14 protein-coding genes are annotated in these 14970 nt (G+C 66.4%); 11 read left to right on the top strand and 3 right to left on the bottom strand.

Features of this window, described 5'->3' with window-relative positions:
• The first annotated feature begins 150 nt into the window (after positions 1-150).
• The 4 genes from POS15_RS00970 to POS15_RS00985 all read left to right on the top strand — a co-directional run bounded on the left by POS15_RS00970 (position 151) and on the right by POS15_RS00985 (position 3485).
• Positions 151-1086: a nucleoside hydrolase gene (locus POS15_RS00970; protein WP_019183872.1), complete on the top strand. Its 936-nt coding sequence runs from the start codon at positions 151-153 to the stop codon at positions 1084-1086.
• Positions 1087-1198: 112 nt separating this feature from the next.
• The gene (locus POS15_RS00975; RefSeq protein WP_019183873.1) at positions 1199-1459 is read left to right on the top strand and encodes a type B 50S ribosomal protein L31; all 261 of its coding nucleotides are present in this window, start codon (positions 1199-1201) and stop codon (positions 1457-1459) included.
• A gap of 315 nt (positions 1460-1774) precedes the next feature.
• A complete protein-coding gene (locus POS15_RS00980) occupies positions 1775-3052 on the top strand; it encodes a citrate synthase (RefSeq protein WP_019183874.1) in 1278 nt (425 codons plus the stop codon).
• Between the two features lie 67 nt (positions 3053-3119).
• A complete protein-coding gene (locus tag POS15_RS00985; RefSeq protein ID WP_019183875.1) occupies positions 3120-3485 on the top strand; it encodes a NirD/YgiW/YdeI family stress tolerance protein in 366 nt (121 codons plus the stop codon).
• 65 nt (positions 3486-3550) lie between these two features.
• Here POS15_RS00985 and POS15_RS00990 read toward each other — a convergent pair whose 3' ends face one another.
• Complete coding sequence (locus POS15_RS00990) at positions 3551-4423, bottom strand: helix-turn-helix transcriptional regulator (RefSeq protein ID WP_284128820.1); 873 nt, start codon at positions 4421-4423, stop codon at positions 3551-3553.
• Between POS15_RS00990 and POS15_RS00995 the strand changes: the two genes are divergently transcribed.
• On the top strand, positions 4422-5186 hold the full coding sequence (locus POS15_RS00995; protein WP_284128821.1) for an alpha/beta hydrolase: 765 nt from the start codon (positions 4422-4424) through the stop codon (positions 5184-5186). The two genes, POS15_RS00990 and POS15_RS00995, sit on opposite strands and share 2 nt — an antisense overlap.
• Positions 5187-5211: 25 nt before the next feature.
• Here the strand turns inward: POS15_RS00995 and POS15_RS01000 are convergent, their stop codons facing one another.
• Positions 5212-5859, bottom strand: a complete 648-nt coding sequence (locus POS15_RS01000) for a hypothetical protein (RefSeq protein WP_019183878.1) — start codon at positions 5857-5859, stop codon at positions 5212-5214.
• A 186-nt stretch (positions 5860-6045) separates the two neighbouring features.
• Positions 6046-8475 carry a penicillin-binding protein 1A gene (locus tag POS15_RS01005; RefSeq protein ID WP_019183879.1) on the bottom strand — a complete coding sequence of 810 codons (2430 nt, stop codon included), beginning with the start codon at positions 8473-8475 and terminating at the stop codon, positions 6046-6048.
• Between the two features lie 223 nt (positions 8476-8698).
• Between POS15_RS01005 and POS15_RS01010 the strand changes: the two genes are divergently transcribed.
• From POS15_RS01010 to POS15_RS01035, 6 genes are all read left to right on the top strand, one after another.
• Positions 8699-9757: a pilus assembly protein PilM gene (locus tag POS15_RS01010; RefSeq protein WP_019183880.1), complete on the top strand. Its 1059-nt coding sequence runs from the start codon at positions 8699-8701 to the stop codon at positions 9755-9757.
• Complete coding sequence (locus POS15_RS01015; RefSeq protein ID WP_019183881.1) at positions 9757-10593, top strand: PilN domain-containing protein; 837 nt, start codon at positions 9757-9759, stop codon at positions 10591-10593. The genes POS15_RS01010 and POS15_RS01015 overlap by 1 nt, the downstream gene beginning before the upstream one ends.
• Positions 10590-11264 (top strand): type 4a pilus biogenesis protein PilO, encoded by a 675-nt coding sequence (locus POS15_RS01020; protein ID WP_019183882.1) that lies wholly within the window; start codon positions 10590-10592, stop codon positions 11262-11264. Before POS15_RS01015 ends, POS15_RS01020 begins: the two co-directional genes overlap by 4 nt.
• Positions 11261-11797, top strand: coding sequence for a pilus assembly protein PilP (locus tag POS15_RS01025; RefSeq protein ID WP_019183883.1), 537 nt, complete (start codon positions 11261-11263; stop codon positions 11795-11797). The genes POS15_RS01020 and POS15_RS01025 overlap by 4 nt, the downstream gene beginning before the upstream one ends.
• A 20-nt stretch (positions 11798-11817) precedes the next feature.
• Entirely contained in the window at positions 11818-13806 is a 1989-nt protein-coding gene (locus POS15_RS01030) for a type IV pilus secretin PilQ family protein (RefSeq protein WP_026069885.1), read from the top strand.
• A gap of 138 nt (positions 13807-13944) precedes the next feature.
• Positions 13945-14967 (top strand): MoxR family ATPase, encoded by a 1023-nt coding sequence (locus POS15_RS01035; protein ID WP_026069886.1) that lies wholly within the window; start codon positions 13945-13947, stop codon positions 14965-14967.
• The last annotated feature ends 3 nt before the right edge of the window (positions 14968-14970 follow it).

Consider the following 14970-nt stretch of genomic DNA (forward strand, 5'->3'; position numbering starts at 1 on the left):
CCCATCCGGTCGTGGGCGGACCGATCGACGCGGCACCATTCAACCCTGTACCGACCAACGGTCGGTACCTGCCTGCGCCCGAGCACCCCCCGCCTTGTATTTGTCATGGCAGGGTGCGAAAGTCCCTTGCCGATTATCAAGACGGCAACGATGAGCAAGAAGATTCCGCTGTTGATCGACACCGACCCGGGTGTCGATGATGCCCTGGCCCTGTTGATGGCCTTCGCCGATGAGCGCCACGATATCGTTGGCCTGACCATCGCCGCCGGCAACGTTGGCCTGGACCACACGGTCCGCAATGCCCTGAAACTGTGCGAAGTGGCTGGCCGCGACGATGTGCCGGTCTACGCCGGTACCGCCGATCCGCTGCTGCACCCCTCCGTTGATGCCGCCCACGTGCATGGCGCCGATGGCTTTGGCGATGTGAACCTGCCGGCCGCCAAGCGCCAGGCCGAGGCCGAGCATGCCGCGCTGGCGATCCTGCGCCTGTCGCACGAATACGCCGGTGAACTGTTCCTGGTCGCGCTCGGCCCGCTGACCAACCTGGCCCTGGCCCTGAAACTCGACCCGACCCTGCCGCAGCGCGTGAAGCGCTTCCTGGTGATGGGCGGGGCGGTGACCTGCCACGGCAACATCACCCCGGCGGCCGAGTTCAACATCGCCTTCGATCCCGAAGCGGCGCACGTGGTGTTCACCGGCTTCCCGCACATTGAAGTGGCCGATTGGGAAGCCACGGTCGCCCACGGCCTGCTGCATGCGGATGTCGAGAAGTGGCTGGCGGCCGATACCGACAAGGCCCGCTTCTACGAGTTGATCTCGCGGCAGACCCGCCTGTGGTCCGAAGACAGCCGTGGCGAGCGCTGGTTCGCCGCCGATGCCCTGGCCATGGCCTGGGCGCTGCAGCCCGAGGGTGCCCTGCGGGTCGAATCGCGTCCCCTGAACGTGGAACTGGCCGGCGTGCACAGCCGGGGTGCTACCATTGTCGACTGGAACCGCCAGACCGGGCAGCCTGACAACACCCAGCTGCTGATGGCCTACGACCAGGGTCGCTTCGAGGCCCAGGTGAGGGCGGCACTCGGCGTCTGACGACGCCGCTGCGGCGGACCTTTCGCACGGTTGATGGGCCCGGCTTGCCCTTTGCGGCGGCCGGGACTATAATGCCGCTCTTGACCACCAGCCCTTATTACGGTGCGCGCCCATGAAGGCCGATATTCATCCTGCTTACCGCGACGTGGTTTTCCACGACGTTACCTCTGATTTCAAGATCCTGACCCGTTCGACCATGTCCACCAAGGACACGATCAAGTGGGAAGACGGCAACGAGTACCCGCTCGTCAAGGTTGAAATCTCCTCGGCTTCGCATCCGTTCTACACGGGCAAGCACAAGGTGATCGACACCAGCGGCCGTATCGACAAGTTCCAGAAGCGTTTCGGCAAGCCGGCGCCGACCGCGGCCTGAGCTGTCAACGCAGCTGCATGAAAACAACGGTCGCCTTGGCGGCCGTTGTTTTTTGTTGTTTCCGGATTGCTGAACGCCAGGTGAGGCCCGTGCGCCCGCCGACGGAACGCTGTGTCCGTGATCGGGCGCCATGCCTTGGGACGACTGCAACGGCGCCTTTGCCGAGACCCGGAACCTGCGTCTACGACTTCCGTCCTAGGGCGTCGAAAATGTTGCTGTGCGATAATGGCGGGATCCACGATAACGATCGTGGACTTCCTTCACGTGCCTGACCCATGCGCTTGGGCGGGCGCCTTCCCTCGAGGAGCGCACACAGTGTCCGATCTTGATCAGGTCACGCTCAACGCCGGCGACAAGTCGGTTGTTCTGCCAGTCATCAAACCCACGCTCGGCAACGATTGCGTCGATATCTCGAAGCTGACCAAGGAAACCGGTCTCTTCACGTACGACTCCGGCTTCACCGCCACCGCCAGCTGCAAGTCCGCCATCACCTACATCGACGGTGACAAGGGCGTGCTGCTGTATCGCGGCTATCCCATCGAGCAGCTCTCGGAAAAGTCGAGCTACGTCGAAGTGGCCTACCTGCTGATCAACGGCGAGCGTCCGAGCGCCGAGCAGCTGAAGGCCTTCACCGACGAGCTGGCCGCCGAGGCCGATGTGGATCCGTCGATCAACACGCTGATCGGCAGCTTCGCCAAGGATGCCCATCCGATGGCCATCCTGACCGCCGCCATCGCGCAGCTGTCGGGCATCTACCACGCCTCGCTGGATCTGTCCGACGCCGAACAGCGTCGCCACGCCGCCGTGCGCCTGATCGCCAAGGTGCCGACCCTGTCGGCCCTGATCTACCGCCACGGCAAGGGCCTGCCGGCCAACAAGCCGGACACCTCGCTGGATTACGTCAGCCGCTTCCTGAAGCAGACCTTCGAGTCGGCCGATGGCACGTACGAGCTGAACCAGGACGTGGTCAAGGCGCTGGATCTGCTGTTCATCCTGCACGCCGATCACGAGCAGAACGCCTCGACCTCGACCGTGCGCCTGGTCGGTTCGACCGGTGCCAACCCGTATGCGTCGGTCGCCGCTGGCGTCACCGCGCTGTGGGGTCCGGCCCACGGCGGTGCCAACGAAGCCGTGCTGAAGATGCTCGAAGAAATCGGCACCGCCGACAACGTCGAGTCCGCCGTGCTCAAGGCCAAGGACAAGACCTCCGGCTTCCGCCTGATGGGCTTTGGCCACCGCGTGTACAAGAACTTCGACCCGCGTGCCAAGGTCATCGGCGTGATGACCGGCAAGGTGCTGGAACAGCTGGGCGTGCAGGATCCGCTGCTGGACGTGGCCGTCAAGCTGGAGCAGGCCGCGCTGCAGGATGACTACTTCGTCGCCCGCAAGCTGTACCCGAACGTCGATTTCTACAGCGGCATCATCTACAAGGCGCTGCAGATCCCGACCGAAATGTTCACCGTCATGTTCGCCCTGGGCCGTACCTCCGGCTGGGTCGCCCATTGGCTGGAACAGCAGGTCGATCCGGAAATGAAGATCGGCCGTCCGCGCCAGGTCTACACCGGCAGCGACGTGCGTGACTACCAGGGCTGATCGCCCCGGCAGGTCGTGATGAAAACGCCCCGCATCGCGGGGCGTTTTCTTTTTCCATGGAGTCCAGATGAACCGTCTGATTGCCCTTTTTGCCTTCGCCGTACCGGTGAGCGTGTTCAGTCCCGGTGTGCATGCCCAGTACACCGGCCCGGGTGCCACCAGCGCCGTCACCACGGTGGCGGAAGCCCGCAGCCAGCGTGACGACCAGCCCGTCGTGCTGCGCGGCGCGCTGATCGCCAAGATCGGGCACGAGCGCTATCGCTTCAAGGACGCCACCGGCGAGATCGATGTCGAGATCGATGACAAGGATCTGCCCGCCCACCAGGCGGTGAGCGCGACGACGGTGGTGGAACTGCACGGCGAAGTGGATACGCATCGCTTCAAGCCCACCGATATCGATGTGGAGCACGTAAGCATCGTCGGCCCGCGCTGAGCCGCTGAACCGCCGGACTGCCTGGCGCCCCGCACCCCGGGGCGTTCTGCCTGCAGTTCCGCGTGTCAGCGCGTGTGAGCGTAGCGGCTGGGCGATGTCCCCAGCACGCGCCGGAACGCCGATGAAAACGCACTGGGGCTGGCGTAGCCCAGGTCCAGTGCGACCCGGGTAACCGGCTGGCCGTGACCCAGCCGTTCAATCGCGGCGAGCAGGCAGACCTGTTGGCGCCATTCGGCAAAGCTCACCCCGGTTTCCACGCGGAACTGGCGCGTGAAGGTACGGCGGCTCATGCCGGCGTCGCCGGCGATCTCGTCCAGGCCCGTCGTGATCGCAGGCCGGTCCAATACCTGCTGGCAGGCGCGGACAAGGCGCGGCTCGCAGGGCAGCGGTGCATGCAGGGACAGGCGCGGCATGGCGGCCATCTCTGCGACAAGCAGCTGCATCAGCCGGCCGGCGCGACCGCGCTGGTCGTACATCGCCGGCAGGTCGATTGCATCGTCCAGCAGATGCCGCAGCAGCGGCGAGACGCCGTAGACGCCGCAGCGCGCAGGCAACTGGACCGCGGCGACTTCCTCGGCGGCCACGAACACATTGAGCATCGTGACCGGGCCGCGCATGGTCATCGCATGCGTGATGCCCGCGGGCACCCAGCATGCGCGCTGCGGCGGTACCAGCCAGTGCCCCTCGGACGTGCTCAGGCTGATGGTGCCGCGCGAGGCGAAAGCGAACTGGCCGCGCCGGTGCGCGTGCGCCGGAAAGACCGATCCGGCGGCATGGTCGTTCGCGGTAACGACCACGGCGCGCGGGAGGTCTTCGTAGGGATCGAGCAGGGCGTTGCGCATGGCCCGGATTCTATCGTCATTGACCTGGCATCGAAGGTGGGCCATGCGCGGCCGGCTTAGCATCACCCCCCGCTTCCTTCCTGATGCTGCAGCCATGGCCAATACCTTTCACCGCGTCGGCACCGGCGCGCACCCTGTCCTGGTGCTGCATGGCTGGTTCGGCGACGCGCATGCGTTCGCGCCGATCGAGCCCTGGCTGTCCGGCGAAGTGTTCAGCTACGTCTTCATGGATTGCCGCGGCTACGGTGGCATGCACGCTGCGCGCGGCGAATTCACGATCGAGGAGATCGCCACGGACGCGCTCACCCTGGCCGATGCGCTGGGCATCGACACCTTCAGCGTGGTCGGCCATTCCATGGGTGGCATGGCCATCGAGCGCATCGCGGTGCTCGCACCGGACCGTGTGCGTGCGCTGGTCGCGGTTGCACCGGTACCTTGTGGGGGCATCGCGCATGAGCCGCCGACGCGACGACTGCAGGAGGCGGCAGCGGGCAGTGCGGAGATCCGTCGCGGCATCATCGATCGCAGCACCGGCGGGCGGCTGCCCGGCACGTGGCTGGACTGGAAGGCGCAGTACTCGATGCAGCGCGCCTCAGCGGAGGCCTTCGCGGCCTATTTCCCGGCATGGGCCGACACCGATTTCAGTGCCGGGATCGTCGGCCGACATCCGCTGAAGGTGCTGGTCGGCGAGCACGATCCGGTGTTCAACGCTGCGCTGATGGAGCGGACGTACCTGCGCCGCTATGCGCACGCGTCCCTCGAGGTACTGGGCAACGCCGGGCATTACCCGATGAATGAAACCCCGCTGGCCCTGGTCACGGCCATCGAGCGGTTTCTCGCCCCGTTCGGCGATGCCTGACCTGACCCACCGGAGCAGGGGGACCTCAGCGGCTGCCGAGGTACCCCTCGATCTCACTGTCGGCCAGCAGCTCGCGCAGTTGCGCCGCCGAGGCACGCCGCATCGGCTTTTCATCGATGGCCGAGAGCGGCGGCTGGCGCAGGCCATCGTAGGGCAGCACGGCGATGTCGAACGTCAGCGCTTCGGCACTGAAGATCCAGACCGGTGCATCCAGGCTGCGCTCGCGGTCCAGCCGCAGCCGGCGCGTACGCGATTCGGCCGGGATGCCGTGTTCGTCGAAGAAGCGCTGCACCGCATCGGCATCGTCGCTGTGCACCTGCAGCTGCACGGGACTGTTGGCATCGGCGGTGCCATCGAGCACCGGGCCGCAAAGGCGCGGCGAGAACGCCTTGAGGAACTCCATCGCGCGCAGGGCGGCCTCGCGGCGCTGGCGCAGCTGCGCACCGTGGTCGGCACCGGCAAACAGGCGCTGGTACTCACGCAGGGCGTCTTCGATCTCGGTGTTGCGGGGCAGGGAGGCATCGTCATGGATGCCGAGCCGTGTCGCGGCCTTGAGCTTGGCCTGGTGGTAATCGCGGATGCCGCCCTCGGCCATCAGGCGGGCGGCCTCATGCGCCAACTGGTGGCGGCGCTCACGGGTCTGCGTGGCTGCATGCTGACGGGCTCGATGCATGACCGGTACTCCTTGGCGACCTGCACGGCAATGTACACCGGCGATGTGACAGGCGGGTAGAGCCACGCCATGCGTGGCTGTGCCTGCGATCAGGGATTGCGTGCAGCCACCCATGGGGTGGCTCTACCGGGCGATGGGGCGGACGATACGCAGGAGGGGGGCGCCGGGCGTACCCGGCGCACGCAGTCAGAAGATATCGAACGCGGCGTCGTCGGCCTGCGGGGTGTGGCTGTTGAAGTCGTACTCCTCCAGCTTCTCCATGTCTTCGACCTTGACCCACTCGGTGGCGCCGTTGAGCGTGGCCTGGACCATGCCCGACGGCGGCTCGTTCTGTGCGATCGGCGTGTCCTTGAGCGCCACGCGCATGTACTCGATCCAGATCGGCAGGGCGGCGCGGCCGCCGTATTCGCGGTAGCCGAGCGAGCGGAAGTCGTCGCGGCCGACCCACACGGTGGTCGCGTACGGGCCACCGAAACCAGAGAACCAGGCATCGCGGTGATCGTTGGTCGAGCCGGTCTTGCCGCCCACGTCCTCGCGGCCGAGCACCTTGGCCGCGGTGCCGGTGCCGCGCTGGACCACGTCGCGCATCATCGAGTTCAGCTGGTACGCGGTACGCGCATCGATCGCGCGCGGCGCGACCTTGGCATCCGGGTTGACCGGCACCGGCGCCGGTGCCTCGGCAGCGGCGGTCGCCTGCTGGGGCTTGGCCGGTGCGGTGTTTGCCGCCGGCGCGGAGCCGAAGTTGAAGCCGTCCACCACCTGGCTGACCGGCACGCCGCTGTTGCCGGCGCAATCGCGGCAGGCAACAGCCGGGTTTTCCTTGAACACTTCCACGCCATCACGGTCGGTGACCCGATCGATCAGCCAGGTATCGACCCGCGAGCCGCCGTTGGCGAACACCGCGTAACCGCGGGCCACCGAGAGCGGGGTCAGCGACGCGGTGCCCAGCGACATCGACAGGTTCGGCGGCAGCTCGGCCTCGGCGAAGCCGAATTCGCTGATGTACTTGCGCGCGTAATCCACGCCCATGCCGTCGAGCAGGCGCACCGAGACCAGGTTGCGCGACTGCACCAGCGCTTCACGCAGGCGCATCGGGCCACGGAAGCCGCCGCCATCGTTCTGCGGCGACCAGGTCTTGCCGCGGCGGTCGCGGAACACGACCGGGGCGTCGAGCACGATCGAGGCCGGGTTGAAGCCCTTGTCGAAGGCCGCCGCGTAGATGAAGGGTTTGAAGCTCGAGCCCGGCTGGCGGCGTGCCTGGGTGGCGCGGTTGAACTTGTTGCCCGAGAAGCTGAAGCCACCGACCAACGCTTTCAGTGCGCCGTTTTCGGCATCCAGCGAGACCAGCGCAGCCTGGCCGCGCGGGATCTGGTCGAGCAGCCACTCGCCTTCTTTCTCGCCGGCGCGCACGCGCACGATGTCGCCGCGGGTGACCAGTTTGGCCGGGGTCTTGTTGGTCCAGCGCGCGGCGTTGGCCGGCAGCACCACTTCGCTGCGGTTGCCCAGCACCACGGTGGCGCTGCCATCGGCCGCGGTGGCGGCGACGATCGCCGGCAGCAGGCCGGTCTGCGCCGGAATGCCGGACAGCTTGGTGGCCAACGCGGCGGCGTCGGCGTCGGCCGGGACCTCCACGTGCTGCTCCACCCCGTGCCAACCGTGGCGGTGGTCATAGGCCAGCAGGCCGTCGCGCACCGAGAGGTTGGCCGCGGTCTGCAGTTCGGCGTTGATCGTGGTGGTCACGTGGTAACCCTTGTTGACCACGTCGCCGCCGAAGCGGGCGATCATTTCCTGGCGGACCAGCTCGGCCACGTACGGGGCCTCCACCTGCAGCGGCGGCTCATGCGCGGTGGCGTGCATCGGCACGGCCTTGGCCGCGTCGGCCTCGGCCTGGGAGATGAAGCCCAGGCTGGCCATGCGCTGCAGCACATAGAAGTCGCGGCGCTCGCGGGCGCGCTCGGGGTTGCTGAGCGGGTTGCCGCTGGAGGGGAACTTGGGGATGCCGGCCAGCGAGGCCATTTCGTCCAGGTCCAGCTCGCCCAGCTTCTTGCCGTAGTAGAACTCGGCCGCGGCGGCCACGCCGTAGGCGCGGTTGCCGAAGAAGCTCTTGTTGAGATACAGCTCGAAGATCTCGTCCTTGCTCAGCTCGCTCTCGATCTTCCGCGCCAGCAGGATCTCGGCCAGCTTGCGGGTGTAGCTGTACTCCGAGCTCAGGAAGAACTGGCGGGCGACCTGCTGGGTGATGGTCGAACCACCGGGCACGCGCTTGTCGTTGGTGGTGGCCAGCAGCCACACCGCGCGTCCGATGCCCTTGTAGTCCACGCCGCCGTGCTCGTAGAAGCGCGCGTCCTCGGTGGCCAGGAAGGCCTGCTTGAGGCGCTCGGGGACGTCCTTCATGGTGATGGGGGTGCGCCGGGTCTCGCCGAACACCGCCATCAGCTTGCCATCGCTGGCATAGACGTACATGGGCTCCTGCATCTCGACGTCGCGCAGGGTCTGCACGTCCGGGAGCTTGGAGGAGACGGCGTAGTAAAGGCCGCCGGCAACCGCGGCGCCGATCAATGCCAGGACCAGGAACGCGACCAGCATCCAGCGCAGCCAACGGCGAAGACGTGTCATCAGTGACAGATTCCGATTGCGAATTTCGTGGTCGCAGAGTATAGATTACGCAAGGGAACGGCTGGGGGTGTTCCCGGGGAGAGCAGTCGATCACCGTCTGGGGACGCGTGAAACGAGCAGTGATGCCCGTTTTACAGCTTGACGGTTGCGATTTGCAAAAAAAACGTTATTAATGCGCGGTCGCAGGTTCTGCGTCCAAGTGCCCATCGGCAGGGGAGAAACCGTGGGGCTTATCCCAAAAAGCCAGTCGCCTCTTATCGGCGTCGATATCAGCTCGACTGCAGTAAAGCTGTTGCAGTTATCCCGCAGCGGCAATCGTTTCCGCGTGGAACATTACGCCGTGGAACCACTCCCGCCGAATGCGGTCGTGGAAAAGAACATCGTGGAGGTCGAAGCGGTCGGGGAGGCCATTCGACGTGCCGTGAACCGCTCCGGAACCAAGGCACGCCATGCGGCGGCAGCCGTGGCCGGGTCGGCCGTGATCACCAAGCTGATCCCGATGCCCGCCGACCTGGATGAGAACGACATGGAAGCCCAGGTCGAGCTCGAGGCGGTCAACTACATCCCGTACCCGATCGAGGAAGTGAACCTCGACTTCGAAGTGCTGGGCGCGATTCCGAACAACCCGGAAATGGTCCAGGTGCTGCTGGCCGCCTCGCGTTCAGAGAACGTCGAGCTGCGCCAGTCGGCACTGGAGCTGGGCGGGCTGGTGGCGCGGGTCATGGACGTGGAGGCCTTCGCGGTCGAGAACGCCTTTGCCCTGGTCGCCAGCGAGCTGCCGGTGGCCAGTGATGGCGTGGTCGCGCTGGTGGACATCGGCGCCACCATGACCACCCTGAATGTCCTGCGTGGCGGCCGCAGCCTGTACAGCCGCGAACAGGTGTTCGGCGGCAAGCAGCTGACCGACGAAGTGATGCGCCGTTACGGGCTGACCTACGAAGAGGCCGGCCTGGCCAAGCGCCAGGGCGGGCTGCCGGAAAGCTACGAGATGGAAGTGCTCGAGCCGTTCAAGGAAGCCACGGTCCAGCAGATCAGTCGCCTGCTGCAGTTCTTCTATGCAGGCAGCGAGTTCAACCGGGTCGACCACATCGTGCTCGCCGGCGGCTGCGCGGCCCTGACCGGCCTGCCGGACATGGTGGAAGAGCAGCTGGGCGTGGCCACTGTGGTGGCCAACCCGCTGGCACAGATGACCCTGGGCCCGAAGGTGCAGGCACACGCCCTGGCCCAGGACGCCCCGGCGCTGATGATCGCCACCGGTCTGGCGCTGAGGAGCTTTGACTGATGGCGCGCATCAATTTATTGCCCTGGCGCGCCGAGCGGCGCAAGCAACGCCAGCGCGACTTCTACGCGATGCTCGGTGCCGCCGCCATCGGCGGTCTGCTGCTGTCGCTGTTGATCTGGTTCTATTACGACCGCCAGGTCAGCGGGCAGGTGGATCGCAACACCTTCCTGCAGGCCGAGATCGACAAGGTCAAGGAGCAGAACAAGGAAATCGAACGCCTGGACCGCCAGAAGGACCGCCTGCTGGCCCGCAAGGGCGTGATCGAGGAACTGCAGGCCAAGCGCTCGCAGATGGTGCATCTGTTCGATGCGCTGGTGCGGACCATTCCGGACGGGGTGGTGCTGACCACGCTCAAGCAGGAAGGCGACGTGCTGACCCTGGAAGGGCGCACGCAGTCCAATGCGCGCGTCAGTGCCTACATGCGCAACCTGGAAAGCTCGGGCTGGATGACCAACCCGGAGCTGTCGATCATCGAGGCGAAGGCGCCGGACAAGGAGAAGACCTCCGCCGCCCCCGGGCAGCTGCTGGACATCAAGTCCCTGCCGTACATGTTCGTGGTCAAGGTGAACCTGCCCGCACAGAGCGATGCCGCCCTGTCCGCGGATGGTTCGGTGGTCGATACCACAGAACCATCCGCCGCCGCGCCGGTTGCCCCGGTCGCCCCGCTGTCCGCCGCCCCGGCCGCGCCATCGCAGGATCCGGCCGCCGCACCGGCAGGGTCGACCGCTCCGGACGCAGCCGCACCGGCCAAGCCGACCGGTAGCCGCATTGTTCCGACCACGCCGCCCGCACCTCCGCCGGCGCCTGCCAATGCGCCGGAGGGGAGCCAGCAATGAGCCAGAAGATCAACCTCAAAGAGCTGGATTTCAACAACATCGGCAACTGGCCGCAGCAGGCCAAGGTTGTGTTCTGCGTCGTCCTCGCCCTGTTCATCGTGGTCATGGGCTGGTTCCTGCTGATCAGCGGCAAGCGCGACGAGCTCTCGGCCCTGGTCAACAAGGAAGCCGAGCTGCGCACCGAGTTCGAGAAAGAACAGGGCCGTGCCGTCAATCTGGAGCCGCTCAAGCAGCAGCTGACCCAGATGGAGCAGGTGCTGCAGCAGATGCTGCGCCAGTTGCCGAGCAAGACCGAAATGCCGGATCTGATCATCGACATCTCGCAGACGGCGCTCTCCAGCGGGCTGGCCAACGAGCTGTTCCAGCCCGGTGCCGAGCAGCCCAAGGAGTTCTACGCCGAGAAGCCGATCGCCCTGCGCATGGTGGGCAGTTACCACCAGTTCGGTGCCTTCGTCAGTGGCGTGGCCTCGCTGCCGCGCGTGGTCATCCTGACCATGCACGACATCAACCTGAAGCCCAAGGATCCCAAGACCGGCATCACCGCCCGCAGCGGTGCGCTGGAGTTGTCCGGGACGGTCAAGACCTACCGTTACCTGGATGACGTGGAGATGGAAGCCCAGGAGAAAGCCGCTGCCGAGCAGGAAAAGGCCGCCAAGGGAGGCCGGAAATGAGCCGCTTGAACCCGACCGCACGGGTATGCGGCCTGTTGGGCGTGGTGCTGCTGGCCGGCTGCGCTCGCGGCGTGACCAGCACGCCCGGCGATGCACCGAACCTGGAAAAGTGGGTGGCCGACGTGCGTGCACGCCCGGCACCGCCGCTTGAACCGTTGCCGGTGATGCAGCAGTTCGAGACGTTTGAGTATTCCGCGCAGGGGATGCGCGACCCGTTCACCGACGCCTGGACCAATCCGCAAGGGGGATCGGGGCTGCGTCCGGATCCGAACCGCCGCAAGGAGCCGCTGGAAGATTTCCCGCTGGACAGCCTGGACATGGTGGGTTCGATCGGCCGTGGGGGCGGACTCGTCGTGCTGGTGATGGCACCGGACAAGGTCACCTATCGGGTGCGTCCGGGCGTCTATCTGGGGCAGAGCGACGGGCGGGTGACCGGGGTCTTCGAGGACCGGATTGAGCTGATTGAACTGGTGCCGGATGGCGCGGGTGGCTGGCTGGAACGGCCGGCAACGCTCGCGCTTGAAGATCAATGAATGATTATGGGGATAGCACGATGACCTTTTCCAACGCCCTGCGGCTGCGTCCGGTCCGGCGGCAGAAGCTGATCCACCTGTGCGCGCTGGGAGTCGCGCTCATGGTGGCCAACGGCACGCTGATGGCGGCCACGCCCAGCGGCGCCGTGCCCAAACCGGCGGCCACCACCGCGCCGGCGACTGCGCCGGCCTCGCTGTCGGTGTCCAAGATCGACTTCAAGCGCGGCGACGATGGCGCCGGCCGGCTGATCCTGCAGTTTGACGGTCAGGGCGCCAGCCCGGATCTGCGCAGCCAGGGCAACAGCGTCGTCATCGACGTGGGTAATGCGCGCCTGCCGGAAAGCCTGCAGAAGCCGATCAACGTGACCGACTTCGCCACCCCGGTGCAGCGCATCGACGCCAAGCCGTATGGCGGCGGCACCCAGCTGGTGCTCAACACCAACACCGCGTTCGAATCGCTGGCCTACCAGAGCGGCAACGAGTATGTGGTGGAGATCAGCCCGCGCCAGGCGGCCCCGGCAACCGGTGCGGTCAATGCCGCCACGGTCAGCCAGGCGGCGGCGTCCGTCGCCCAGCGCGGCTACAGCGGCAAGCCGGTGACCTTCAACTTCCAGGACGTGCCGGTACGTACCGTGCTGCAGCTGGTGGCCGAGGAATCCAACCTCAACGTGGTCGCCTCCGACAGCGTCCAGGGCAATGTGACCCTGCGCCTGATCAACGTACCGTGGGACCAGGCGCTGGACATCGTGCTGCGCGCCAAGGGCCTGGACAAGCGCCGCGATGGCGGCGTGATCTGGGTTGCACCGCAGCCGGAGCTGGCCAAGTTCGAGCAGGACAAGGAAGACGCGCGCATCGCGATCGAGAATCGCGAGGACCTGGTCACCGATTACATCCAGATCAACTACCACAACGCTGCGGTGATCTTCAAAGCGCTGACCGAGGCCAAGGGTATCGGTGGCGGCAACAGCGGCAGCGGCGGCAGTGGCAGCGGCAGCAATTCGCAGGAAGAAAGTGGCTTCCTGTCCTCGCGTGGCCGGATCGTGGCCGACGAGCGCACCAATACGCTGATGATCAGCGACATCCCGAAGAAGATCGCGCGGATGCGCGAGCTGATCAACGTGATCGACCGTCCGGTCGACCAGGTGCTGATCGAAAGCCGGATCGTGATCGCCACCGATACCTTCGCACGCGAGCTCGGCGCGAAGTTCGGCATCAGCGGCAGCCGCGACAACGTGTACTTCAGCGGCGACCTCGGGCAGAACGGCAAGAACATCAACGACCGTGCGGCCAAGGATTTCGAATACCAGAAGGCCATCAACGAGTGGGTGGCCGGAGGCCGCACCGGCGCGATCCCGGTCCGCGCGCCGTCCACCATCAACAGCGGGTTGAACTGGAACCTGCCGGTGGACGCGCTCAAGAGCCCCGGCTCGCTGGCGCTGTCGATCCTCAATGCCGGTTATCTGCTGGACGTCGAACTGTCGGCCATGCAGGAAGAATCCCGCGGCGAAGTGATCTCCAACCCGCGCGTGGTGACCACCAACCAGCGCGAAGCGGTGATCAAGCAGGGTAAGGAAATCGGCTACGTCACCATCAGCGGTGGCGGTGCCGGCGGTGTGGCCCAGGCCAACGTGCAGTTCAAGGAAGTGGTGCTGGAGCTGAAGGTCACCCCGACCATCACCAACGACAACCGCGTGTTCCTGAACATGGCGGTCAAGAAGGATGAAGTGGACAGCTACATCGTCCTGGATGGCTACGGCACCGTGCCGACCATCAACCGCCGGGAAGTGAACACCGCCGTGCTGGTCGATGATGGCCAGACCGTGGTGATCGGTGGCGTGTATGAGTTCACCGACCGCAACAGCGTCAACAAGGTACCGTTCCTGGGCGACGTGCCGTTCCTGGGCAATCTGTTCAAGAAGCGCAGCCGCAACAAGGACAAGGCCGAACTGCTGGTGTTCGTGACCCCCAAGGTGCTGCGCGTGTCCCGGACCACCCCGGCCGTGAATTGATACGCACCCTCATGCAGTGACGAAAGGGCCGCCGCGTGCGGCCCTTTCTGCGTTCAGCCAATCTTGATGTCGTAACCGGCGCTGTCCTGCCATCATGGCGATGGAACCTCTGCCCACCGTGGAGGTCACATGGATGCCATGAATCTGCCGCCCCCCATGCCCGATACCCCCACGCCCGCTCCGGTGGAGCACGACCGCCTGCACGATGCCTTCCGCGCGCTGCGCGATGGTCTGTCGTCCGAAATCGTCGGCCAGAGCGCGCTCGTCGAGCGCTTGCTGACCGCACTGCTGGCGGATGGCCACCTGCTGGTCGAAGGCGCCCCGGGCCTGGCCAAGACCACCGCGATCCGTGCCCTGGCCGCCCGGCTGGATGCGGATTTCTCGCGCGTGCAGTTCACCCCGGACCTGCTGCCGGCCGACCTGACCGGCACCGAAATCTGGCGCCCGCAGGAAGGGCGGTTCGAGTTCGTGCCCGGCCCGATCTTCCATCCCATCCTGCTTGCCGACGAAATCAACCGCGCCCCGGCCAAGGTGCAGTCCGCGCTGCTCGAAGCCATGGGCGAGCGCCAGGTCACCGTGGGCCGGCATACCTATCCGCTGCCCTCGCTGTTCCTGGTGATGGCCACGCAGAACCCGATCGAGCAGGAAGGCACCTTCCCGCTGCCCGAAGCCCAGCTGGACCGCTTCCTGATGCATGTGCGGATCGGCTATCCCGATTCGGATGCGGAGACCGAAATCCTGCGCCTGGCCCGCGAGCGCGCCCGCGAGGCGCTGTCCACGCCGGCCGCCGCGCCAGCCCGCATGCCGCTGAGCGATGTGTTCGCCGCACGCAAGGCGGTGCTGTCGCTGCACGTGGCACCGGCGCTGGAGCGTTACCTGATCGAGATCGTGCTGGCCTCGCGCGATGCCGCCCGCTACGACCCGGCGCTGGCCCGGCGCATCGCCTGGGGCGCCAGCCCGCGTGGCTCGATCGCGCTGGAACGCTGTGCGCGTGCGCGCGCCTGGCTGGCCGGGCGTGACTTCGTCACCCCGGACGATGTGCGCAACGTGGCGCCGGACGTACTGCGCCACCGCGTGCTGCCCAGCTACGAGGCCACCGCCGAAGGCTGGGATGGCGAGCGCCTGGTCGCCGAGCTGCTGGCCCGCGTGCCGGCGCCCTGAGCG

It is taken from the genome of Stenotrophomonas sp. BIO128-Bstrain (genome assembly GCF_030128875.1).
Lineage (GTDB): Bacteria > Pseudomonadota > Gammaproteobacteria > Xanthomonadales > Xanthomonadaceae > Stenotrophomonas > Stenotrophomonas bentonitica_A.

Bases quoted from the DNA above. Each gene is read 5' to 3' on its own strand.
- POS15_RS00985 (WP_019183875.1), top strand. From the start codon at position 3,120: ATGAACCGTCTGATTGCCCTTTTTGCCTTCGCCGTACCGGTGAGCGTG.
- POS15_RS01015 (WP_019183881.1), top strand. From the start codon at position 9,757: ATGGCGCGCATCAATTTATTGCCCTGGCGCGCCGAGCGGCGCAAGCAA.
- POS15_RS01000 (WP_019183878.1), bottom strand. From the start codon at position 5,859: ATGCATCGAGCCCGTCAGCATGCAGCCACGCAGACCCGTGAGCGCCGC.
- POS15_RS01035 (WP_026069886.1), top strand. From the start codon at position 13,945: ATGAATCTGCCGCCCCCCATGCCCGATACCCCCACGCCCGCTCCGGTG.
- POS15_RS00995 (WP_284128821.1), top strand. From the start codon at position 4,422: ATGGCCAATACCTTTCACCGCGTCGGCACCGGCGCGCACCCTGTCCTG.
- POS15_RS01020 (WP_019183882.1), top strand. From the start codon at position 10,590: ATGAGCCAGAAGATCAACCTCAAAGAGCTGGATTTCAACAACATCGGC.
- POS15_RS01005 (WP_019183879.1), bottom strand. From the start codon at position 8,475: ATGACACGTCTTCGCCGTTGGCTGCGCTGGATGCTGGTCGCGTTCCTG.
- POS15_RS01025 (WP_019183883.1), top strand. From the start codon at position 11,261: ATGAGCCGCTTGAACCCGACCGCACGGGTATGCGGCCTGTTGGGCGTG.
- POS15_RS00990 (WP_284128820.1), bottom strand. From the start codon at position 4,423: ATGGCTGCAGCATCAGGAAGGAAGCGGGGGGTGATGCTAAGCCGGCCG.
- POS15_RS00970 (WP_019183872.1), top strand. From the start codon at position 151: ATGAGCAAGAAGATTCCGCTGTTGATCGACACCGACCCGGGTGTCGAT.
- POS15_RS00975 (WP_019183873.1), top strand. From the start codon at position 1,199: ATGAAGGCCGATATTCATCCTGCTTACCGCGACGTGGTTTTCCACGAC.
- POS15_RS01030 (WP_026069885.1), top strand. From the start codon at position 11,818: ATGACCTTTTCCAACGCCCTGCGGCTGCGTCCGGTCCGGCGGCAGAAG.